Source organism: Bacteroides congonensis (genome assembly GCF_900130125.1).
Classification (GTDB): Bacteria; Bacteroidota; Bacteroidia; order Bacteroidales; family Bacteroidaceae; genus Bacteroides; species Bacteroides congonensis.
The window spans coordinates 97,449-119,895 of the sequence record NZ_FQXY01000008.1 but is presented as its reverse complement, the minus strand read 5'-3'; the positions used below and the strand labels follow the sequence as shown (position 1 = coordinate 119,895).

Genomic DNA, 22,447 nt, shown 5'->3' with positions numbered 1-22,447 from the left:
ACTATTCAAATTTTGTTTTTAAAAATTAGCTGACAGCCCGATTGTATAAGTTGCAGGAATATGCTGTCCTCTGGACGGCGAAAGGCTTGTTCCTGACCATACTTCCGGATCTAAATTCTTGTCATTGGCAGCCCAATACCATAAATTCTGAATTTGCAGGTTTACGCGAAGATTCTGCATAAAGAATTTTTTGATCCATACTTTGGGGAATGTATATCCTATAGAAAGGTCGCGCAGCTTAATATAATCTCCCTTCTGGATATGCTTATCCGCCGCACTCCACAAGTATTGCACCTGACCCGAACGGCTGTTGCCATACAGGAAAGCAGGAGCCATGTTCGGATCATTCTCATCACCCGGTTGTCTCCAGAAGTTAAGACGGTCACGATCTATCGCACTGGTAGAGTTCATCACAGGATACATCGTGAACATACTGCTTGCCGCAACATCTCTTAATTTATGACCGCCATAAAATATAAACATGAAATCAAGATCGAATCCCTTGTAAGCAATCCGGTTTGATAAAGAAGCGGAATAAGGAGGAGTGGTAGTTCCCACATGTACCAAATCTTCCGGCTCTAACAAAGCGTAGCTATTGACAATGGTTCCGTCGGCTTTATAAGCCTGCGGTAAACCTTCTTTATCCAAACCGGCATAACGGACTACAAATATAGAATTCATAGGATAGCCCTCACGATTCTGCAAAGATCCGAAATAACTCTGAGCTGAAGTTCCCGAATTCTCTATTTGAGTCAGTTTGTTCTTATTATAACTGAAGATGAAATCAGAAGACCAACTGAAGCTATGTGTACGAATATTTTCGCTATGCAAAGTGACTTCCACACCGCGATTATACATCTGACCGTAATTCAACTGCAAAGAGCCCCAACCGGAAGTCGGGTCGGTCTGCCGTTGCCCCAACAAATCTACCGTCTTTTTATTATAAAACTCGATTGTTCCGCTCAAACGGTTATTCAAAATATTGAAATCAACGCCGAGGTTAAATACTCCTGTCTTTTCCCAGCGCAAAGTCGGATTGGGGGGAGTAGAGATGTACGAGTAATATTCATTCGTGTAGGAGTTGGGACGCGAATTAGTTGTAGCTATCATATACGGGCCGCTGTCTTTGGCTATATTACCATTGATACCATACGTTCCACGTATAGCCAGACGATCAATCCATTGCCAGTTTTCCAAAACTACATAATGCAATCCGGCTGACCACAACGGACGATATTGGTATTTGGGGTCTGTACCGAACAAGTTCGACTGGTCAATACGAATACTACCGGTGGCAGACAAACGATGGTCTAACGAATAAGATGCGTTACCATAGAATGAGACATAACGGTCATCGGTATCAGTAAACTTGTCATACGGCCCACTAAAATAATAGCTGCCATATAAAGCCTCTGTTCCACTTATACCTGTTCCCAATTGCAGTTCATTAAACGATTTCCATGTTAAACTTTGCGGATCATACCCCCATTTGGTATAATATGAACTTTGTGTCTTTACCTGCCTTCTCTCAGCACCAACCAGTACTTGTACATCGTGTCTGCCAAATTCCTTATTAAAATCCGCTTGTACACGAAATGTATATGACTTATTCTTATTCCAAGTCTCACTTAGACGCCCACCTACAGGTATATGGTTGGTTATCGTTCCGTCCTTAATAACAGTAGCATCATTTATCGTGGACTTCATTGTATATGAATTTACATCATAATACTGACTATTATAAATAGAAGTATTTTCATTTTGGTAGTATATCGACAAATTCAATTCAGGCATAATCTTGAATTTGGCACTAACATTCAAATTCTGATATTTTTTTTCATTGTTATAGTGTGCCTTGTCTATTTCATCCAACGGACGGTAAGTTTCATCAAGCAACCCTTTAGCAACTAATCCATCAATAGATTCCTGGGTACGATTCATTGTCCATATAGCAGGAGTACCGTCTTCATTGCGAAGCATCCGGTAGGGTTTTGAATACAAATTACTAAATCCTTGAAAGCCATTATCGTAATCTGCTTTGTAATTACTGTTGATAATACCCACATTAACCTGCAACCATTTAAAGAAATCAAACTGGTTCTTTAAGTTAAAGCCGATACGTTGATTGGATTGCTCTTTCTCGTAAGGAAGATTTTCCTGATAGTTTGCCGATAAAGCATATTTATAAATATCAGAACCGCCACTGAATGATATGTTATGCTGGTGTGTAATTTCAGCTTTGCGCAGAAGCTCGTCCTTAATCTGTGAATAACTATCACGATTGCGATATACATCAAGTTGTGACTGCAACTCCGCATCGGTAGCAATTTCACCCGCTTCGCGCTTATACATCAACAAATAAATTTCATTCGTAGAACGTGCATCAGTAGGCTGATACGGATTATGATAATATCCGAATAACTCTTGCATCAAGTCGACCAATTCACCGCTTGAAGTCAGATTCATATAGCTATGTGAAGGCAACGGTGTAAACTTGACGCTACCATTATAACTGACACGGGTTTTACCTTTTTCACCGGAACGGGTAGTGATTACAATAACCCCATTCGCCGAACGGGCTCCATAGATAGAAGCCGCCGTAGCATCTTTCAAAACCGTAACATTAACAATATCGGCAGGGTTAATAGCATCCAGTTCCCCTTCATAAGGAATACCATCTACGACATACAATGGTGTTCGTTTTCCTTTAACCAAAGTCGATATACCACGTATAGACGGAACGACGTCCTTATCCGCTGACACCCTCAAGTCCAACCCCGCAACTTTTCCTTCCATTCTATCCAAGATATTAGTCTGAAGTTTTCCTTCTATATCCTTCGGTGTCATGATAGCGTAAGAACCTGTCGCACGTTCTTTTGAGATTGTCTGATAACCGGTCACTACCACTTCGTCCAACAATTGGCTTGCAGGTTTTAAATCTACTGTATAATTAGACTTGTCCTGAGTGATTTTCAACTCAGCGTTGGTATATCCCACAAAAGACACCACCAACGTGTTCCCCGCCTCAACATTCAGTGAGAATTGTCCGTCTATATTAGTGACCGTACCATTATTAGTACCTCTCACTATAACACTGGCTCCGGGAACCACATCTCCGTTCTCATCTCTTACCACGCCAGTAATTCTTACTTTCTTCTGGCTCACTTCCATTGTCGTATCGTTATGTTTCATCTGCTCGGCATAAGCAGAAGAAACCGGATAAAACGACATAGCACTTAAAGCGAGCAAGCCGTATATACTGCTTCGCTTCGTAATGTTTGCTACTTTCATATTCTAGCAATTAATTAAATATGTTTATGTTATTTTCGTTTAGGCTTTGCTTTCAATGCATCCGGACGCATGTTATAGATAGGCTTACCGTGTGTCGGTGGGGCAATGATATAAGCCGGAACCACTTGCTTGTCATTCATTCTGCGAACCACCATCTCCAAAGCTGACGCATATTCCTGATGAATATAAGCATCATCCCTGTCTTTCTGATTATAAGCGATATATCTCAAATAGTCTACACACTTGTAAAACCATGCATCAGGCAGTTCGTCTACCTTATAGCTTAAACGTGCGATAAATTTCAACCGGGAGATAAGTTCCTGTTGGTCAACATTCGGATCTGCAATCATTGCGTCAATCTGAGCTGCGGCAGCATCATAATTCTTTGCGTTAACACTATTGTTGATACGAATCATTTTACAATTGAAGTCCTTTCCTTCGTAATCGCATAAAGCTTCAATAGCAGTCAGATCACCGTAGGTTGTTTCTTTAGCTAACTTTGCATCCACCGCTTTTTTCCCGAAGCGTTGGCAGAAATCCGCATAATTGTCCGACACTTGTTTCAGATAAGGGGTCATGCCTGAGATATTATTCACATAGACTTCCCAGATATCGGGGTCTGTCAACCTGGCACCACCTTTCAACAATTCTTCAAATGCTTTCTGAACATTATCACGCGCATAAACGGAGTGGTTGTAATTGATGTAATTGATTAAAAACGCACGTTCTCTGTTACCGTTCGCATACTGTTCCTGCAAATAGAAAGAACGTTGTGCAGGTATCGTGGCATCTTTTCCTGTCTGAATGAACTGTTCTGCCGACTGACGGCTACTGCTTCTATGAACTATTTCTTCAGTAGTAGGGTCAATGAACGCATAAGTAGGATAGCTGCGTACTCCGTATTTCTTTGCCAGCGTAACTCCCTCGCCTTCTTCCGCATCTATTTTCAGATTGACGAACGTATTATTGTAATAATACCCCACTGTCGGCAAAGAAAAGACAGTCTGCGCCATATTCATACAAGGGCCACACCATTGAGTGTAGAAATCTATGAATATAAGTTTATTCTCTGCTTTTGCTTTTGTTACGGCTTCCGCCCATGTGGCACCGTGTAGAAAGTTAATACCTGCGCTCTGCGCACTTAAGGAAATCGCACAAATACATGCAATTAAAATAGACAAATTTCTCTTCATGTTTTATTATTTGGTTAAGAATTTGATTGTGTGCCTCGTTTGCAATTTTCTCTTTTACCTTAAAACTATTAATAAATCGGTGCAAATCTAATCATTTTACTATTACTATTGAAATATAATACACATTAAAAATATAAAATGATAAAAAAGCAGCCATATCCGCAACTTATTCTGAATATTGCAAACAAAAAAGGGAGCGAAGCCCCCTCGACTTCACTCCCACGCAATCTTTCTCCTCTCATTTCCTAATACACGGAGAAAACACGTTTGAATCAAAAAAGTTATACCTATAATTATAAACTACTCATCTGCTTCTAAAATCTATTCTGACCGGCATCCCACCAGAGACGGGTTCCGCCATTATCAGCTCCGCCAAGGGCAGCTTTCAAGAAGCCGTATTGTGCAGGATCCTTGTCGGCATCATCCGTAGAGAATGGCAAACGACGAATCATAATCTCCGTATCAATTGTTCCGCCACTATTGTTTGTCTGTACTTTAAACAGTTTCGGATAACCGGTACGACGTTGTTCCGACCAGGCTTCATAACTCTCAGGAAAACAGGCCAGCCACTTTTGGGTAATTATCTGTTCCAACTGTACTTCAGGAGTTGCCCCATCGTCCCACTTCGGAGTAATGGTAATAAGCGCATCCATATCTTTGCCACCACTGGCAGGAACGTAATCTACATATCCCACCGGTTTTTTGTCACTTGCCAAATAGTCGTTGACTCCATCAACCTTCCATTGAGCAAACGAAGTTTTTACACCTGTCTCATAACAAACCTTCACATCTTCAGTTGTAAGCCCGCGCAAAGCCGCTTCCGCCCTCAAGAACCAAATCTCTGCCGCTGTCATCAGAATAGCAGGAGTCGTCTCACCACTGATTGCATTGAAAGCCGAATAACCGCTGTAATAACTGGGATCACCTTCTCTCATCAATACTCCTTGCGGAATACCAATCCATTTGTCCGTATGACCAGCCAGAGTTGCCTTATTAAACCATTTCTCACGACGAGGATCCTCATAGCCATTCAGCAAGGACGCCATGCTTGCCCCCATATAAACTTCTCCCCATCCTGCTACGCCATACAAAGGATTAGTATATCCACGGCCTGACACCTGGATAATATCCTGAGAGTTTTCCAATACTCCATAAGGATTCTCAAGTGCTTTTTTAGTTTGAGCTGTCGCCGTAGTCTTATCAACATTGGATATACGGATAGCAAGACGCAGACGTAGTGAATTGGCAAATTTGATCCATCCCTTGATACCTTTGGCGTTCATCATATCATGAGCATTGAAAATCGCATCGTTTCCGCCATCCGCCAGATATTTATCAAGCGCCTCGATTCCGGCATCCAAATCTTTGAAAAAAGCCATATAAGCTTCCTGTTGCGTATCTACCGCATTGGCTTCACCATTGCCGAATTTGCTGTACACGATAGGCCCGTATGAATCTGCGATACGATGCATCAGCTCCACTTTCAATATTTTACCTATGCCATAGTACTGGATGGCTTCTTCCACATCTTTTGTATTAAGCTCCGCTTTGTATATGGCCGGGAATATATATTGATAAGTATAGTTCCAGGCTGCATTAGACCATCCGGTGTTGATATTATAGACAGAGTTCTTGTCATTAAACTTGGCCGTAGGATCATGGAAATATCCGGAAAACATATCATGTTGCAGCGACTGCGTCAACTGCCACGGCCAGTTCAAGCCGTCTCCCCAGTTGTATTGGAAATAAATTCCTGATTGCACAACCTCTAGCGGCATTGTGTATTTCTGGCGGTCATAGGATTGCGCTTCTTCATTAAATGCGCCTTTCAGTTCATTATCGGATTCAAAATTATCGGTACATCCCGAGAAACTGAACAATCCCCCCATTAGTAATGCTAGTATATATTTATATCTTTTCATAATGCTCAATTATTTTAAAGTTAGAATGTAAATTTAACGTTGAATCCAATGTTGCGGGTAGTCGGCATTCCAAATACATCCACACCCTGATTGTTGTTTCCTACCGATAAAGTTGCATCCGGATCGAATGGAGCATCTTTATAGAAGAAGAATAAATTGCGGGCAACGAACGATACATCAATTCCCTGAAAAACTTTTGTTTTTGCAAGCCACGTCCTCGGAAGAGCATAGCTTAGTGACAATTCACGCAAGCGGATATTGGTTGCGTCATACATATAATATTCCGAGATACCGTTACGTCCGCCTACTGATCCATAGAAGCCTTTCACATTTTCAAATCTCTGACCATTATATTCTACATAACCGCGGTCACGAGCTTCAGCAGTCGCTTTGGTTACACCACGAGAATCCAGGTCGGCTTCTGTCAATGACATTACATCACCGCCGATACGTGCATCGACAAGGAAATACAAAGTAAAACCTTTGTAAGTGAAGGTATTGCTCCATCCCAACAAACAATCCGGATTAGCATTGCCAAGAAGATCCTTATTACCGGTCTTGTTCACCGGCGAACCGTCAGCATTCACTTGAATGAAGCCGTCATCATTGCGGACAAAAGCATTTCCATAAATATCTCCTAATTTACCACCCTCCTTGATACGCATCTGATAAGCCATAGAGAAGCCTTCCTGTCCGTAAGAGAACTGCGTATAATCGGGATGCAGGGAAACCACTTTGTTACGGTTGGCAGATACATTTACCGCAGTCTTCCAACGGAAATTATCATTCATCAGCGGAGTTCCGTCAACGGTAAGTTCAAAACCCTTGTTACGAATCTTACCTGCGTTGATATAGCGATAAGCATACAGAGAACCTGCCGGATTGGGCATCATCAGTAACTGGTTCTTTGTATCTGTCTGATACCAGGTAAAGTCGATTCCCAAACGGCTGTTAAAGAATCTCCATTCCGTACCTACTTCAAAAGAAGTACTGATTTCCGGTTTCAGGTCACCGCGATGCTCTCTATCGTTCACCTGAATAGCACCCCCTGCCTGTACAATATCGGCAAGGCTGGTGATACCAATCGGCAAGTCATTACCAACCTGTGCCCATGAACCGCGTATCTTGCTGAATGATATCCAGTCGGGCATTTTCAGCGTCTTGGACAAAATCCACGTCAAACCTACAGACGGATAGAAGAAACCTGAATTTTTACTATTCGTATTAGCCAATGTAGACGACCAGTCGTTACGGGCTGTCAGGTCAAGATAAAGCATTTCGTCCCAACCGAGTTGCGCGGTCGCAAATACCGACTGAATAGTACGTTTAGAGTCGATAGTGTGGGAAATAGCCGCTTTGGAAGTTGATACGACATTGGGAACTGTAAATACATTGGGATGATATAATGAAGCAAGCTTGGAATCAATCATCAGTGAGTTGGCCGTTGTGGCATTGATACTTGTTCCGACAGCCCCATTAATGGAAAACTTGTTGAATGTCTTGTTGAACATAGCCATCAAGTCACCGTACACCTGAAAATTCTGGCTATCCGACCATACATAACGCCCATTCATCAGTCCGTCATACGTCCCGGCAATATTCGGAGAGGTGGAAGCATACATCTTATTTTCAAATTTATCACTGACAAAATCCACATTGCCGCGAGCTTGCAGAGTAAACCAGCTATTCACTTTCACATTAGCCGTCAGAGAAGCCATTGCACGGTAGCGTTTGTTCCTGTTAGTCACACGGTTCTTTATCCAATAAGGGTTCTGATCCCATTCACTGATAGATCCGTCTTCGTTAGTCACATACCAGTTTTGCAGGTTCATGTTACGATCTGCGTCATAAAGTTCAAAATTATCCCGATAAGGAGCCATATCCATTCCACGCGGGAAACCATAGATATTCACCAACGGATTGAGGTAATATCCTCCGGAAGAAGGACTATTCTTGATAGTCTGCGTCATCAGGTTCACATTACCATCCAACTTCAGGCGATCATTGAAGAAACTGGCGGTTTCACGAAAAGTGAGGTTATGTTTCTGAAGTTTGTTTGAGTCAATGATACCTTTGGCGGTAGTATTCGCATAAGAAAAGTAAGTTTGCGATTTATCATTGCCACCCATGAAAGAAACCGTATTGATTGCAGTCACACCATTACTGAAGAAATTATCTACATTGTTGTAATCCGTGAGGTTTCCTTCCTTTCCCCAGCTACTGGTTCCTCCTTCCATCCGCCCATATGAGTTCTGAAACTCCGGCAGACTGATTGCATGGTCTACTGTCAGATTGGAAGAGAAAGTTACTTTCTGCATACCGGCCTTACCTTTCTTGGTAGTAATCAAGATAACACCATTGGCTGCCTGTGAACCGTAAAGTGCTGCGGCAGAAGCACCTTTCAGAATACTCATACTCTCAATATCTTCCGGATTCAAGTTAGATACCCCATCACCTGCATCGCGATTCACACCGTCATTTTCACCACCCATTACGGTAGCTGTCGATTCTGTACTGTTATTGAGCATCGGCACACCGTCAATCACATACAGGGGTTGGTTATTTCCACTGGCAAAAGCGGAACGGGCGCCACGAATAGAAACCTTGGCAGATCCGCCCAGTCCTGCCGCACTTTTAGTAATCTGTACACCGGCGGTTTTACCAGCCAATGCGTTAATCATATTCGGATCTTTGGCACGGGTCAGTTCATCACCGCCCACTTGCTGGGTAGAATAAGTCAGAGAAGCTTCTTTCTTCTTGATACCCATAGCAGTAACTACTACCTGCTCCAAAGCCATTGCTTCTTCTTCCATCTTAATATTGAAAGTCGTCTGCCCGTTGACAGGGATGCTCTGTGACTGATAACCTACATACGAGACATTGAGAACAGCGTCGGCAGGAAGTTTCAAGGTAAAGTTACCATCCAAGTCGGTAATGGTTCCGTTCGTCGTACCTTTTTCTACAATGCTGGCACCAATAATTCCTTCGCCCCTTGCATCGGTTACGACACCTTTTACGGTAATTATCTTCTGTTGCTGTGTGGATGCACTATTTTCTACCTGCTTGGTCAGCACAATATTATTGCCTTCCATTACATAACGGATACCCGTACCTTTGAAAGCCCGGTCGAGTATTTCGGATACCGGCTGATTGTCGGCTGATACATTAACTACCCGCTTCACATCTACCGTTTGTTTGTTGTAGACGAACAGGTAATCGGTCTGTGACTCTATCTTAGAGAGTAACTCACTTACTTTCAGCGTCGAGCGGGGGATGCTGATTTTCGCACTCTGAGAGTATCCATTCTCACAATAAGCTTGGAACGTTACGAACAGAAGAAGGAATAAAGTGATCTTCATAGTCAGTATTATTTGCTTAGATTCTAAACTTTTTGGGCAAAAAAGCCCTTTCAAAGAAATTTTTCTCATATCTTTGCAACGTGTTAAGTTAATAAATTGATTAAGGTCGATTTTTGACTGTTTCGAATCGGAAAGTATGGGGGTACTTTCCGATTCTCTTTTCAGATAGTGGGGTTATTGACTGTTATTCATAATTCTTATACTTTTAAGGGTTAGCACTAATTTAAGGTATATATCTAACATGAGCTCGTTTCTATTTTATAAAGATGCTGTCTTTTTCGGTATTCATTGAATAAGTGAACGGATGATCTTTCTGAATCACTTTAAGTACGTGTTCCACACCGTCCTGATCCTTGAACTTACCTGTGCAACGATAATTCAGCACTTTCGGATTATTCACGATAATCTTCACCTTATAATACTTTTCAAGTTTACCGAGCAGTAAATTAAAGGGAGTATCATCGAAGCAGTATAGGCCATCCTTCCAACGGAGATAATCAAAATCTGTAAACTGTTCCTTTCTGAACTTTCCGTCACGGGAAATAAATACCTCGTTCACTCCCAGGCGAGTGAGCGGACGTTCGCCGCCATTTGCGTAGATATCGACGATACCTTCAAGCAAAGTAGTTGTAAATTCATTGCTGCCTCTATAAGCGCATACATTAAAATGCGTTCCTACCACCCTCACTTGGTTCGTCTCCGTATTTACATTAAAAGGTATCTCTTTATTTTTCGCCACCTCGAAGTAAGCTTCTCCGTCCAGCTCCACGTTTCTGTCATTGCGTCCGAAGTTGGAAGAATAACTTAATGTAGACTGTGCGTTCAACCATACTCTGGTTCCGTCTGCCAAGGTGATCTGCGCCCGCTGTCCGGCAGGAACTGCCACAGTCTGCGTCTGCGCCACCTTATTATATTGGTATTCCTGCAATAAATACCCGCAACATAATACAACGACAGCAACAGCAGCTATACGGGCACTCCACCTTAACACTGGTAAAATGCGAGTGCCCATTGCCGCCTTCTCTCTCTTATTGTTTGTCTTGGAATCGGTGAAAAGGGCAATATCAAACAGCATACGTTCTTTCTGCAATGTACGGCGGTTTTCTTCCGACTCGTCCACCCAGTCAAGAATACGTTTCTCTTCTTCAACAGTAGTGTTGCCCTTAAAATATTTATGTAATAACTCTTGGGTCATGTGAATTTGTCTTTTTCCTGTTAATACTTAATAAGAGGTCTTTTTCTCCCCCTCTATATATAAAACAGGCCAGCCCCTGACAACCCTAACGAAAAATGCGATTTTTTTATAAAAGAATGGAAATAAGATAATCTTTCAGTTCGGCACGCAGGATTTTCAGTGCTTTAGTGATATGAAACTCTACGCTTTTAATAGAAATTCCCAGTTGTTGGGCTATTATTTTGTTGGGAGTATTTTGATAACGGCTTAACATGAAAATCTTCCGGCTCTGCTCCGGCATATGTTTCAAAGCTTTTTGCACGATGTGTTGTATTTCCGCGTTAAAAATAGTATCGGGCTCACAATCTTCCAGTGTAGAAATACGAAGATCAAGCTCACGCTGCCTATGCGTGGTTATTTCTTCTTCGGCACGAAGACGTACTTGTACGTGTGCCAGATAATTCAACGCCTTATTTTTTATAATGGTCAACAACAATGCGTGCAGATTGGAATCTTCTTCCCATTTATCCCTGTTTTCCCACAAAGTAATCATAGATTCCATCAATATATCTTCGGCTTCCTGCTTGTCCCGGATGTATGAATAGGCGAATGACAGGAACTTCTCCTGATTCTCATGAAAGAATTCAGAAAAAAGTTGAATGGAAGATATATTATCTGTTTTGTACACCACGCATTAGATTTAAGGGTTATTCATATTTTTCAATCTACAAAAGAACAGAAACTTTTTCACAAAAGCAAAATATAAGACAAAAAAATAGTCCGAAAACTAAGTTTTCGGACTATCCTTTGTCATATAAAAGCTATCACTTTTTTACTTTTTCTCCGGTCTTGGCAACAAAACTTTTCTGGAAAGTTTGAATTTGCCTGTCTTTGGATCGATGTCAATCAGTTTCACTTCAATTTCGTCACCTTCCTTGATTCCGGCTTCTTCTACAGTTTCAAGACGTTTCCAGTCAATTTCTGAAATGTGCAGCAAACCGTCTTTGCCCGGCAAGAATTCGATAAACGCACCGTAAGGCATGATAGAACGAACTTTACCTTTGTACACTTCACCCACTTCAGGAACAGCAACGATTGCCTTAATCATGCGCATTGCATCATCAATACATTTCTTGTTTGTTCCGGAAACTTCGATGCGGCCCATACCGTCAATTTCTTCGATAGTAATCACAGCACCTGTTTCTTCCTGCATACCTTGGATGATCTTTCCACCAGGGCCGATCACAGCACCGATGAATTCCTTAGGAATTGTCATCGTTTCGATGCGGGGAGCATGTTCTTTCAAGTCGGCACGCGGTTCTGCAATTGTTTCGGTAATCTTATCGAGGATATGCATACGTCCTTCTTTAGCCTGATTCAAAGCATTTTCCAAGATTTCGTAAGACAAACCGTCTACCTTGATATCCATCTGAGTAGCAGTGATACCGTCTCTTGTTCCGGTTACCTTGAAGTCCATATCACCCAGGTGGTCTTCGTCACCGAGGATATCAGACAATACGGCATATTTCTCTTCGCCCGGATTCTTGATCAATCCCATAGCGATACCTGATACCGGTTTTTTAATCTTCACACCTGCGTCCATCAATGCCAATGTTCCGGCACATACAGTAGCCATGGAAGAAGAACCGTTAGATTCGAGAATTTCTGAAACCACACGTATTACATAGGGGTAGTCAGCAGGTATTTGTCCTTTCAAAGCGCGCCATGCCAAGTGACCGTGACCGACTTCGCGACGGCCTACGCCACGTTGTGCTTTTGCTTCACCTGTAGAGAAAGGAGGGAAGTTATAATGTAACAGGAAACGTTCTTTTCCGTGTTCCAGAACATTGTCGATAATCTTTTCGTCGAGTTTGGTACCCAGCGTAACAGAAGTCAGTGACTGAGTTTCACCACGAGTGAAGATAGCAGATCCGTGAGGACCAGGCAGAGGATCAACCTCACACCAGATAGGACGGATTTCGGTAGTCTTACGACCATCGAGACGCTTACCTTCGTCAAGGATAGAACGGCGCATTGCTTCTTTTTCTACATCATGGTAGTAACGGTCAATCAGCGCAGCCTTTTCTGCCAATTCTTCTTCAGAGAACTGAGCCTTGAACTCTTCACGGATAGCCTCGAAAGCATCAAAACGTTCGTGCTTGTTCTTATTTCCCGAAGCGGCAACAGCATATGCTTTATCATAACATGCTTCACGAACTGCCTTACGCAAATCGTCGTCGTTTACTTCATGGTCATATTCACGTTTCACAGTTTTGCCGACAGCCTCTGTCAACTCCATCTGTACCTTGCAATGAACCTTGATAGCTTCGTGAGCCACTTTCATTGCTTCCAGCAATTCAGCTTCGGATACTTCATTCATTTCACCCTCTACCATCATGATGTTGTCATAAGTAGCGGCAACCATAAGATCCATATCTGCTTTTTCCAGTTGGTCAAAAGTCGGATTGATAACGAACTGACCGTCGATACGTGCTACACGTACTTCAGAGATAGGTCCGTTGAATGGGATATCTGAAACGGCAAGTGCTGCAGAAGCTGCAAGTCCTGCCAATGCGTCCGGCATATCTACACCATCAGCCGAGAAGAGGATGATGTTCACATATACCTCTGCGTGATAATTATCAGGGAACAAAGGACGGAGAGCACGGTCAACGAGACGGCAAGTCAGAATTTCATAATCAGAAGCTCTACCCTCTCTCTTGGTGAAACCACCGGGAAAACGGCCGAATGCCGCAAATTTTTCTTTGTACTCTACCTGTAAAGGCATAAAATCTGTTCCGGGAACTGCATCTTTAGCGGCACAAACAGTAGCTAATAACATGGTGTTGCCCATGCGTAGCATTACAGAACCGTCTGCCTGTTTTGCCAACTTTCCCGTTTCGAGCGTGATGGTTCTTCCATCTGCCAACTCGATCGTCTTAACAATTGGGTTAATCATAAAAATTGTTTTATCTATACTTTTTCTTTCAAAATTCCTGCAAAGATATACATTTATCGTTGTAATCAGGTGGAAATGAGCTAAAAAGTTAGTTACTAACTGATTTTTTTTCAAAAATAGGATGAAGAACACAGCAAAATGCTTTGACTAATCTCGAAAAGAAGTATATTTGCACCTCGTAAATAACACACACTATATGAAAAAGGTTACTTTTGCAGCGCTCGCCGCACTTACTATGACAGCTTGTAGTTCCGGCCCTAAATTCCAGGTGAACGGGGATGTATCAGGAGCCGACGGTAAAATGCTTTATCTCGAGGCTTCCGGCCTGGAAGGTATTGTTCCGCTCGATTCAGTAAAACTGAAAGGGGAAGGCACATTCAGCTTCAAGCAACCCCGCCCCGAATCACCCGAATTCTATCGCTTGCGGGTAGACGACAAAGTTATCAACTTTTCTGTAGACTCTATCGAAACAATCCAGGTCAAAGCACCGTATGTAGATTTCTCTACCGCTTATACTGTGGAAGGTTCGGAAAACAGTAACAAGATAAAGGAACTGACGCAAAAACAAATCCGGCTTCAGAAAGACGTGGATGATTTGCTGGCTGCACTGCGCAGCAACAAAATCGGGCATGATGTCTTTGAGGACAGCCTGGCGACCCTGCTCAACAATTATAAGGAAGATGTAAAAGTCAACTATATTTTTGCCGCTCCCAACACGGCAGCCGCTTACTTTGCCTTATTCCAGAAGCTCAACAATTATCTGATATTCGACCCGTTGAACAATAAAGATGACGTGAAGTGTTTTGCCGCTGTTGCCACGAGCCTCAACAACGCATTCCCGAATGCCGTACGTTCCAAGAACCTTTATAATATCGTAATCAAAGGAATGAAGAATACACGCCAGCCGCAAGCGAAAGCGTTGGAAATCCCCCAGGAAAAAATCGTAGAAACGGGGATTATCGACATTGCCTTGCGCGACGTGAAAGGAAATGTACGCAAGCTGACTGACCTGAAAGGTAAAGTCGTACTGTTAGACTTCTCCGTATTCCAGTCGCCTGCCGGAGCTCCTCACAACCTGATGCTTCGTGAACTATATAATGAATACGCAAAGAGTGGACTGGAAATCTACCAGGTATCTCTCGACGCGGATGAACACTACTGGAAAACATCGGCCGACAACCTTCCCTGGGTGTGTGTACGCGATGGAAACGGAGTATATTCGACGAACGTAGCCGTATATAATGTCCGCCAAGTACCATCTGTCTTTTTGATTAACCGTAACAACGAATTGAAGCTTCGTGGCGAAGATATCAAGGATTTGGAAGCAGCTGTCAAGTCATTGCTTTAAGTTGTTATAATTTAGCATATTTCTTTTAAATATGTTACATAGCATCATTTTCCACTTGACACGTATCACTTAAAAGGCTATCTTTGCAAAGAAATAATGAGAAGAGGGTTCCAGCATGGCACATGTTGGAATTCTTTTTTGTTTATATGACCATTAAAAACAATTAAAGGAGGAAAACATCATGGCTTATATGTCAGAAGAAGGTTACAAGAAACTGATGGCGGAACTAAAAGAACTGGAAACAGTGGAACGCCCGAAGATCTCTGCGGCAATAGCCGAAGCCAGAGATAAAGGAGACTTGTCGGAAAATGCAGAGTACGACGCAGCCAAAGAGGCACAAGGTATGTTGGAAATGCGTATCAACAAACTGAAAGCTACCATTGCAGATGCAAAAATCATTGATGAATCTAAACTGAAAACAGATTCTGTACAGATTTTAAATAAAGTGGAGCTGAAGAACGTGAAGAATGGAATGAAGATGACCTACACCATCGTTTCTGAAAGCGAAGCTAACCTGAAAGAAGGAAAGATTTCCGTTAACACTCCGATTGCGCAAGGTCTGCTTGGCAAGAAGGTGGGTGAAGTAGCAGAAATTACTGTTCCACAGGGTCAAATTGCATTGGAAGTAGTAAACATATCAATTTAACGTCAAGGCAGGTCTTCAAGTAAGGCTTGCCTTATTTTATCAATAAAAGTTATGGCAACAATATTCAGCAGAATCATCGCAGGTGAAATCCCCTGCTACAAGATAGCGGAAAACGAAAAGTTTTTTGCTTTTCTCGATATCAACCCGTTGGTAAAGGGGCATACATTGGTGGTGCCCAAACAGGAAGTAGACTATATTTTCGATTTGAGCGATGAAGATCTGGCCGCTATGCATGTATTTGCCAAGAAAGTAGCCCGCGCCATCGAAAAGGCTTTCCCTTGCCAAAAGGTAGGCGAAGCTGTTATCGGACTGGAAGTTCCTCACGCGCACATTCATTTGATTCCCATTCAGAAGGAATCGGATATGTTGTTCTCGAATCCGAAGCTGAAATTGTCGGATGAAGAATTCAAGTCCATAGCACAAGCAATCAACTCCTCTCTATAAAACATGATGATAAAATAAGCAAGAGCGTTCTGTGAAGAACGCTCTTTTTTTATTCCATGCTTTGAAACAAGGTGTTTCCCTGTGTGCAGCTTTTAGCGTTCCTTGCTTTCGGCAACTTCCACCAAATAGACTCCGATACAGATAAAAATGATGGCAAACGTCTGCGTCCAACTGAAACGGTCTTGCCCTAAGATAAGAGAAGCGACAGTCGCCACAATCAGAATCAGATAACCATAGATAGCTACCACTGTTGTCTTGAGATATTTCAATCCGATAGGGAGTAACATATAACTTATGGTGGTTGGGAAAATCAGCACAAACATCAGGATAAGGAAAGGTGTCCAATGGAACGGCATGGAGAATACCGCCGCGTCGAAACCGGTAATCATTGTCACTATAATAGCAGATACCGCCGCACCGGAAAATGTATATCGCAACATGGTCATTGCCCCGATAGTAGTAAGGATACGATTACTTAAAATCAGGTAGATGGCATAGACAACAGAACTAACCAGACAGAGCATATTTCCCATAAAAGCATCGGATGCCAAATCATCGCTTTGCTGCGTCAGAATACAGACCAATGCTCCGACCAGTCCGATGGAGATACCGATAATCTTTTTTGCCGTCGCCTTTTCCTTATAAAAGAAGATCATAATAAGGAATACCCAAATAGGCTGAAGACTGGTGAATATGGAACTGGAGACAGGAGTCGTCTTACTCAACCCCGCCAAATAAAGAAACATAAAGCCATAAAGTCCGAAAGCCCCTAGCAGGAAGAGCAACCATTTGTCCTTGGCCGATGATTTCTCCGGTGGCATAAACCATCCGATAATCCAAAAAGCAGCAGCCGCAAATGTACAACGGAGTGTCGCCCCTGTCAGCGGACTCATCCACAAAGGCAGAAGGAACTTCAGAGCATTCATATTTAAACCGCTAAAAATTTTCGAGACGGCCATGCTCAGATTAGCCTCCAGTTTCTTATTCTTCATTTTTTATTTCAATTGATCATTAAACAAAAAGGTATTACGCCGCAGGTAAGCCCAGAAAAACGTTACAATAGTAATCAGCAGATTAAATATGAAAGGAAATTCCTGTGACCGGGTGTGGAATATCCACTGGAAAAAGTCGACAATGAAAGGATAAAGCAAAATAGCCAAGTAATTCATCATCATTACGAATGCCAGTGCCAAAGTGGTCTTTTCCGGTAATGCGGTATGGGTGGTCTTGTCATAAAGCATAGGTTGAATGACACCGTATCCCAAACCGACAAGAATACATCCCGGAATAATGAGCCATTCTATCGGGGCTATCCAAATCAATAATAATCCTAAAGCCATGGATAGCAGGCTATATGCCTTTGTCCGTTCTTTCAGTACCCCCACAATCTTATCCAGTCCAAATCCCGGAGCCATAATCGCCAAGAAGAAAAGTGAAATCATCAACCCAGAATCACCACTGGAGAAATGATGTTTTTCCATCAAAAAAGGCAGATTGAATATGACAGCCAATACAATGTAAGTCGTCACTCCATAAAAAAGCATTAATTGCAACAGGTGCCTGGTATGAATGCCGTACTTGCTTCCTCCGGTATCAATGGCAGACTGCTCCGGTGTTGAATTGCCGCTACCGGCAGCAACAGGTTCCGTCCCCGGCTGGTTTGTCTTTAAATGTCCGACCAACAGGATAGAAACCAGTGGAAGAAGATAGACCAAAAAAGGCAGATGCCAACTGACTTCCGCAAGATAACCTGTCACGGCAGTGGCTATCACCAAAGTGAAATTAGTTATGGCGGAACTTAATCCGAATTGCTTCACACGGTAAGTTCCCACGAAATAGCGGGAAACCAATCCGGTAGACAAAGGGATAATAAGTCCCGAACCGATACCGAGCAAAGCGCTTACCACGATTAATTGCCACATTTTATTGGAAATCAGATATAAAATACCGCTTGCGGCAAAAAGCCAGAGCCCTATTTTCAGGATACGGACATAATCGACCTTCTCCGTCAGTTTACCACCTAATAATATAAAAGGAATAATAAGCAACGATGGCAGTGAAGTCAACATCTGTATATCCAAATCCGTCGCTTCCGGAAATATCTTTGTAAGATCACCCAATATGGGTGAAACGGCCAGTCCCGGCAATGATGTCAATGCCGAAATAGACCAGATGGCAATTAAGGTTATAAGAGGAATTGTCCCCCGTCCAGTCTGTATTCTCATATGCTTATTCGTTAAAAGTTTAGGTTTGAAGAAAACAATACTCTCCGTATAAAGTTCAAATAGGTACGGAAATGAACTATTTCACCACAGAGGACGCAGAGTTCTAATTCAGAGATAATTATAACCTCTGCGTCCTCTGTGTCCCCTGTGGTGAAAAGAATCCAAAAAGGTGTGTTTCAATAAGGGCATCCGCCCCCTTAATAAACGCCAAATAATGTAAAAGCCGGAAACTTTCAAAACTATCTGCTGTTGTTGTGGGAAATTCGACGGGGAAACACCCCATCGCCCTAAACCTTTAAAAAATAAATTAAGTATGGAAGATTTAAATTTCAGAAAAGGTGATGCCAAAACTGATGTATTTGGTTCAGACAGAATGTTACAACCCTCTCCGGTAGAGAAAATCCCTGATGGGCCGACAACTCCTGAAGTTGCCTATCAGATGGTAAAAGACGAAACATTCGCTCAGACTCAGCCACGTTTGAACCTCGCCACTTTCGTTACCACCTACATGGATGACTACGCTACCAAACTGATGAACGAAGCCATCAACATCAACTACATTGATGAGACAGAGTATCCGCGTATCGCAGTGATGAACGGTAAATGTATCAACATCGTTGCCAACTTGTGGAACTCTCCTGAAAAAGATACCTGGAAAACCGGAGCACTGGCCATCGGTTCTTCCGAAGCATGTATGTTGGGTGGTGTAGCCGCCTGGTTGCGCTGGCGTAAAAAAAGACAAGCTCAGGGCAAACCGTTCGACAAACCAAACTTTGTTATTTCTACAGGTTTCCAGGTTGTTTGGGAAAAGTTCGCACAGTTGTGGCAGATCGAAATGCGTGAAGTGCCTTTGACTCTTGACAAGACCACACTCGACCCCGAAGAAGCTTTGAAGATGTGTGACGAAAATACCATCTGTATCGTACCTATCCAGGGTGTTACATGGACAGGACTGAACGATGATGTCGAAGCATTGGACAAAGCACTCGATGCTTACAACGCCAAGACAGGCTATGACATTCCTATCCACGTAGATGCCGCAAGTGGTGGTTTCATCCTTCCTTTCCTTTATCCGGAAAAGAAATGGGACTTCCGTTTGAAATGGGTACTTTCTATCAGTGTATCCGGTCATAAGTTCGGCCTGGTATATCCGGGGCTTGGTTGGGTTTGTTGGAAAGGCAAGGAATATCTGCCGGAAGAAATGTCGTTCAGCGTAAATTATCTGGGTGCCAACATCACTCAGGTAGGTTTGAACTTCTCTCGTCCTGCCGCTCAAATCCTCGGACAATATTACCAATTCATCCGTTTAGGATTCCAGGGATACAAGGAAGTACAATACAACTCATTGCAAATTGCCAAGTATCTCCATGATGAAATCGCCAAGATGGTTCCGTTCGTCAACTACTCTGAAGATGTTGTGAACCCATTGTTCATCTGGTACCTGAAACCGGAATATGCGAAATCTGCCAAATGGACTTTGTATGATTTGCAAGACAAACTGTCCCAACATGGTTGGATGGTTCCTGCTTATACATTACCTGCCAAACTGGATGATTATGTAGTGATGCGTATCGTTGTCCGTCAGGGATTCAGCCGTGATATGGCAGATATGTTACTGGGCGACATCAACAATGCGATTACAGAACTCGAAAAATTGGAATATCCTACTCCTACCCGTATGGCACAGGAAAAGAACCTTCCGGTAGAAGCCAAGATGTTCAACCACGGTGGCCGTCGTCACAAAACAATTAAAAAATAAAATGTTCTATGGATAAAAAAGTAACACTCGCTCAATTAAAAGAAGTGGTACAAGAGGCATACGATCAGGTAAAGACCAATACAGGCGGCAAGAACGCGGACTATATCCCTTACCTGGCAAATGTCAACAAAGCTCTCTTTGGAATCAGTGTCTGCCTGCTCGACGGGCAGACCATCCATGTGGGAGATACTGACTACCGCTTCGGTATAGAATCTGTATCCAAAGTGCATACGGCTATTCTGGCTTTGCGTCAATATGGCGCCAAGGAAATCCTTGACAAGATCGGAGCCGACGCAACAGGTTTACCTTTCAACTCAATCATCGCCATCCTTTTGGAGAACGACCATCCGTCCACTCCGTTGGTAAACGCCGGCGCCATCTCTGCCTGCAGTATGGTGAAACCTATCGGTGACTCCGCCAAGAAATGGGATGCCATCGTAGGAAACGTAACCGACTTGTGCGGCAGCGCTCCCCAGTTGATTGACGAATTGTACAAATCCGAATCGGATACGAACTTCAACAACCGTTCTATCGCCTGGTTGCTGAAGAACTACAACCGCATCTATGACGACCCGGATATGTCACTCGACCTTTATACCCGTCAGTGCTCGCTGGGAGTCACTGCATTGCAACTTTCCATTGCAGCCGGAACAATCGCCAACGGCGGTGTGAACCCTGTGACCAAGAAAGAAGTGTTCGATGCCGGCCTGGCTCCTAAAATCACAGCCATGATTGCCGCAGTAGGTTTCTACGAACATACCGGCGACTGGATGTACACTTCCGGTATCCCTGCCAAAACAGGTGTAGGCGGTGGTGTGATGGGTGTATTGCCCGGACAGTTCGGTATCGCCGCATTCGCTCCTCCTTTGGATGGATCGGGCAACTCTGTCAAAGCACAGTTGGCTATCCAGTACATCATGAACAAGTTGGGATTGAATGTATTCGGTCACGATCATATCACCATTGTCGACTAAAAGACTCTTTTGAAAAAAACGTAAAGGTTACTATCTTACGATAGTAACCTTTTTTATTCCCCTTGTCCAGTTAAGACTTCACACCAAATATCTTTGTCAGATATAAAACAGATCCTGCGTCTGTACATCTTTTGCGCAAAGATAAAATGTAATATATTCTACTCGATGCATATTCCCCGACATTTATAAAGAATAGTCACAAGATTATTAAAAATAATAATTAACTACTGATTTACAACCTCTTATATATAAGAATAACTTCATCATCCCGCATAAGCAAAGATGATGAAGCCACTTTTATTACTTGTCATATTATCCTTGCGTGCTTTGCACTACAGGTTTCTCCGCTGCGGCTTGTTTCTGCGCAACAGCCTTTTTCTGCTGTTCTTCCGCTTCGTAATATTGTTTTTTCCGCTTGTTGGATTGCTGAATCAAGTTCGTTATATAGACTGTAAAAATAGGGAACATCATCATTCCCAAGGCTGCCAGCAATACGGAAAGCACCCGCCCCGTCACCGTTTGCGCTATGATATTCGACCCGACGGTAGTAACATCCATAAACGCCCACCACAAAGCATCCCCATAGCCATTTACCAGTGGGTTCACCTTATGTTCGAGAACGAAAAATGCGAGACTGGAAAAATAAACCGTTGCCAGCAACATAGTCAGATAAGAGACGAACAGGCTCGAAGCACGGTTGTACGTCAGCCACCCCACTACGATGGCAAGCGCATACCCGCCCCTCAACAAAGGAATGAACCGGAGCAGATAAGTGACTTCCGGCGAGAATGTCCACCCGTAATAAGCAATAATGTTCTGATAGGGAATAGCCACTAGCAGAAAGACGAAATGCGTCCGCAGATAACGTCCTTTGTGCTTCGATAGAAAAAACTCCAGCACGAAATCAAAAAGAAACCAAATACAAATCCACAACTGGGTTTTCATGTAAGAAGACTGCGTATAAAAAGGAATTCCCTTAAAAGTATCTACCGAAATACTAATTACCAGGAAAAGTGACATCACTAATATAATAATGTGGAGAATGCCATAGATTCCCTTTTTTCCAAAAACAAAATCTGAAAGCGCTGATTTCATAACTACTTAGTTTATAATAAAATGATTCTTAAATTAATTTATAATGCTAAGAAACAAT

15 protein-coding genes are annotated in these 22,447 nt (G+C 42.8%); 5 read left to right on the top strand and 10 right to left on the bottom strand.

Going from position 1 to position 22,447, the window contains the following annotated elements; genetic code table 11:
- Positions 1–18: 18 nt before the first annotated feature.
- The 7 genes from BQ7997_RS03870 to pnp form a co-directional block, all read right to left on the bottom strand.
- A complete protein-coding gene (locus tag BQ7997_RS03870) occupies positions 19–3,291 on the bottom strand; it encodes a SusC/RagA family TonB-linked outer membrane protein (RefSeq protein ID WP_073343744.1) in 3,273 nt (1,090 codons plus the stop codon).
- Positions 3,292–3,320: 29 nt separating this feature from the next.
- On the bottom strand, positions 3,321–4,484 hold the full coding sequence (locus BQ7997_RS03865) for a thioredoxin family protein (RefSeq protein WP_073343742.1): 1,164 nt from the start codon (positions 4,482–4,484) through the stop codon (positions 3,321–3,323).
- Between the two features lie 314 nt (positions 4,485–4,798).
- Positions 4,799–6,406, bottom strand: a complete 1,608-nt coding sequence (locus tag BQ7997_RS03860; RefSeq protein WP_073343739.1) for a SusD/RagB family nutrient-binding outer membrane lipoprotein — start codon at positions 6,404–6,406, stop codon at positions 4,799–4,801.
- 20 nt (positions 6,407–6,426) lie between these two features.
- Positions 6,427–9,834, bottom strand: a complete 3,408-nt coding sequence (locus BQ7997_RS03855) for a TonB-dependent receptor (RefSeq protein ID WP_073343736.1) — start codon at positions 9,832–9,834, stop codon at positions 6,427–6,429.
- Positions 9,835–10,018: 184 nt separating this feature from the next.
- Positions 10,019–10,960 carry a FecR family protein gene (locus BQ7997_RS03850; RefSeq protein WP_073343734.1) on the bottom strand — a complete coding sequence of 314 codons (942 nt, stop codon included), beginning with the start codon at positions 10,958–10,960 and terminating at the stop codon, positions 10,019–10,021.
- Positions 10,961–11,066: 106 nt separating this feature from the next.
- On the bottom strand, positions 11,067–11,600 hold the full coding sequence (locus tag BQ7997_RS03845) for an RNA polymerase sigma-70 factor (protein WP_374049507.1): 534 nt from the start codon (positions 11,598–11,600) through the stop codon (positions 11,067–11,069).
- A gap of 171 nt (positions 11,601–11,771) precedes the next feature.
- Positions 11,772–13,898: a polyribonucleotide nucleotidyltransferase gene (gene pnp, locus BQ7997_RS03840; RefSeq protein WP_073343732.1), complete on the bottom strand. Its 2,127-nt coding sequence runs from the start codon at positions 13,896–13,898 to the stop codon at positions 11,772–11,774.
- A gap of 196 nt (positions 13,899–14,094) precedes the next feature.
- On the opposite strand from pnp, the gene BQ7997_RS03835 reads away from it, so the two are divergent.
- From BQ7997_RS03835 to BQ7997_RS03825, 3 genes are all read left to right on the top strand, one after another.
- Positions 14,095–15,246: a DUF4369 domain-containing protein gene (locus BQ7997_RS03835; protein WP_073344748.1), complete on the top strand. Its 1,152-nt coding sequence runs from the start codon at positions 14,095–14,097 to the stop codon at positions 15,244–15,246.
- A 181-nt stretch (positions 15,247–15,427) separates the two neighbouring features.
- The gene (greA, locus tag BQ7997_RS03830) at positions 15,428–15,892 is read left to right on the top strand and encodes a transcription elongation factor GreA (RefSeq protein ID WP_022139460.1); all 465 of its coding nucleotides are present in this window, start codon (positions 15,428–15,430) and stop codon (positions 15,890–15,892) included.
- Between the two features lie 51 nt (positions 15,893–15,943).
- The gene (locus tag BQ7997_RS03825; RefSeq protein WP_073343729.1) at positions 15,944–16,336 is read left to right on the top strand and encodes an HIT family protein; all 393 of its coding nucleotides are present in this window, start codon (positions 15,944–15,946) and stop codon (positions 16,334–16,336) included.
- 92 nt (positions 16,337–16,428) lie between these two features.
- On the opposite strand, the gene BQ7997_RS03820 is transcribed toward BQ7997_RS03825, so the two are convergent.
- Complete coding sequence (locus tag BQ7997_RS03820; RefSeq protein ID WP_044653600.1) at positions 16,429–17,328, bottom strand: DMT family transporter; 900 nt, start codon at positions 17,326–17,328, stop codon at positions 16,429–16,431.
- Between the two features lie 3 nt (positions 17,329–17,331).
- Positions 17,332–18,561: an MFS transporter gene (locus BQ7997_RS03815; RefSeq protein WP_022139463.1), complete on the bottom strand. Its 1,230-nt coding sequence runs from the start codon at positions 18,559–18,561 to the stop codon at positions 17,332–17,334.
- A 313-nt stretch (positions 18,562–18,874) separates the two neighbouring features.
- Between BQ7997_RS03815 and BQ7997_RS03810 the strand changes: the two genes are divergently transcribed.
- Complete coding sequence (locus BQ7997_RS03810; protein ID WP_073343726.1) at positions 18,875–20,320, top strand: glutamate decarboxylase; 1,446 nt, start codon at positions 18,875–18,877, stop codon at positions 20,318–20,320.
- An 8-nt stretch (positions 20,321–20,328) separates the two neighbouring features.
- Positions 20,329–21,294: a glutaminase A gene (gene glsA, locus BQ7997_RS03805; RefSeq protein ID WP_073343723.1), complete on the top strand. Its 966-nt coding sequence runs from the start codon at positions 20,329–20,331 to the stop codon at positions 21,292–21,294.
- 312 nt (positions 21,295–21,606) lie between these two features.
- On the opposite strand, the gene BQ7997_RS03800 is transcribed toward glsA, so the two are convergent.
- Complete coding sequence (locus BQ7997_RS03800; RefSeq protein WP_022138083.1) at positions 21,607–22,389, bottom strand: potassium channel family protein; 783 nt, start codon at positions 22,387–22,389, stop codon at positions 21,607–21,609.
- Between the last annotated feature and the right edge of the window lie 58 nt (positions 22,390–22,447).

What these genes read in the sequence shown, in the direction of transcription:
- BQ7997_RS03865 (WP_073343742.1), bottom strand. Translation starts at nt 4,484, where the DNA reads ATGAAGAGAAATTTGTCTATTTTAATTGCATGTATTTGTGCGATTTCC.
- BQ7997_RS03835 (WP_073344748.1), top strand. Translation starts at nt 14,095, where the DNA reads ATGAAAAAGGTTACTTTTGCAGCGCTCGCCGCACTTACTATGACAGCT.
- BQ7997_RS03820 (WP_044653600.1), bottom strand. Translation starts at nt 17,328, where the DNA reads ATGAAGAATAAGAAACTGGAGGCTAATCTGAGCATGGCCGTCTCGAAA.
- glsA (WP_073343723.1), top strand. Translation starts at nt 20,329, where the DNA reads ATGGATAAAAAAGTAACACTCGCTCAATTAAAAGAAGTGGTACAAGAG.
- greA (WP_022139460.1), top strand. Translation starts at nt 15,428, where the DNA reads ATGGCTTATATGTCAGAAGAAGGTTACAAGAAACTGATGGCGGAACTA.
- BQ7997_RS03855 (WP_073343736.1), bottom strand. Translation starts at nt 9,834, where the DNA reads ATGAGAAAAATTTCTTTGAAAGGGCTTTTTTGCCCAAAAAGTTTAGAA.
- BQ7997_RS03825 (WP_073343729.1), top strand. Translation starts at nt 15,944, where the DNA reads ATGGCAACAATATTCAGCAGAATCATCGCAGGTGAAATCCCCTGCTAC.
- BQ7997_RS03870 (WP_073343744.1), bottom strand. Translation starts at nt 3,291, where the DNA reads ATGAAAGTAGCAAACATTACGAAGCGAAGCAGTATATACGGCTTGCTC.
- BQ7997_RS03800 (WP_022138083.1), bottom strand. Translation starts at nt 22,389, where the DNA reads ATGAAATCAGCGCTTTCAGATTTTGTTTTTGGAAAAAAGGGAATCTAT.
- BQ7997_RS03810 (WP_073343726.1), top strand. Translation starts at nt 18,875, where the DNA reads ATGGAAGATTTAAATTTCAGAAAAGGTGATGCCAAAACTGATGTATTT.
- BQ7997_RS03850 (WP_073343734.1), bottom strand. Translation starts at nt 10,960, where the DNA reads ATGACCCAAGAGTTATTACATAAATATTTTAAGGGCAACACTACTGTT.
- BQ7997_RS03815 (WP_022139463.1), bottom strand. Translation starts at nt 18,561, where the DNA reads ATGAGAATACAGACTGGACGGGGGACAATTCCTCTTATAACCTTAATT.
- pnp (WP_073343732.1), bottom strand. Translation starts at nt 13,898, where the DNA reads ATGATTAACCCAATTGTTAAGACGATCGAGTTGGCAGATGGAAGAACC.
- BQ7997_RS03860 (WP_073343739.1), bottom strand. Translation starts at nt 6,406, where the DNA reads ATGAAAAGATATAAATATATACTAGCATTACTAATGGGGGGATTGTTC.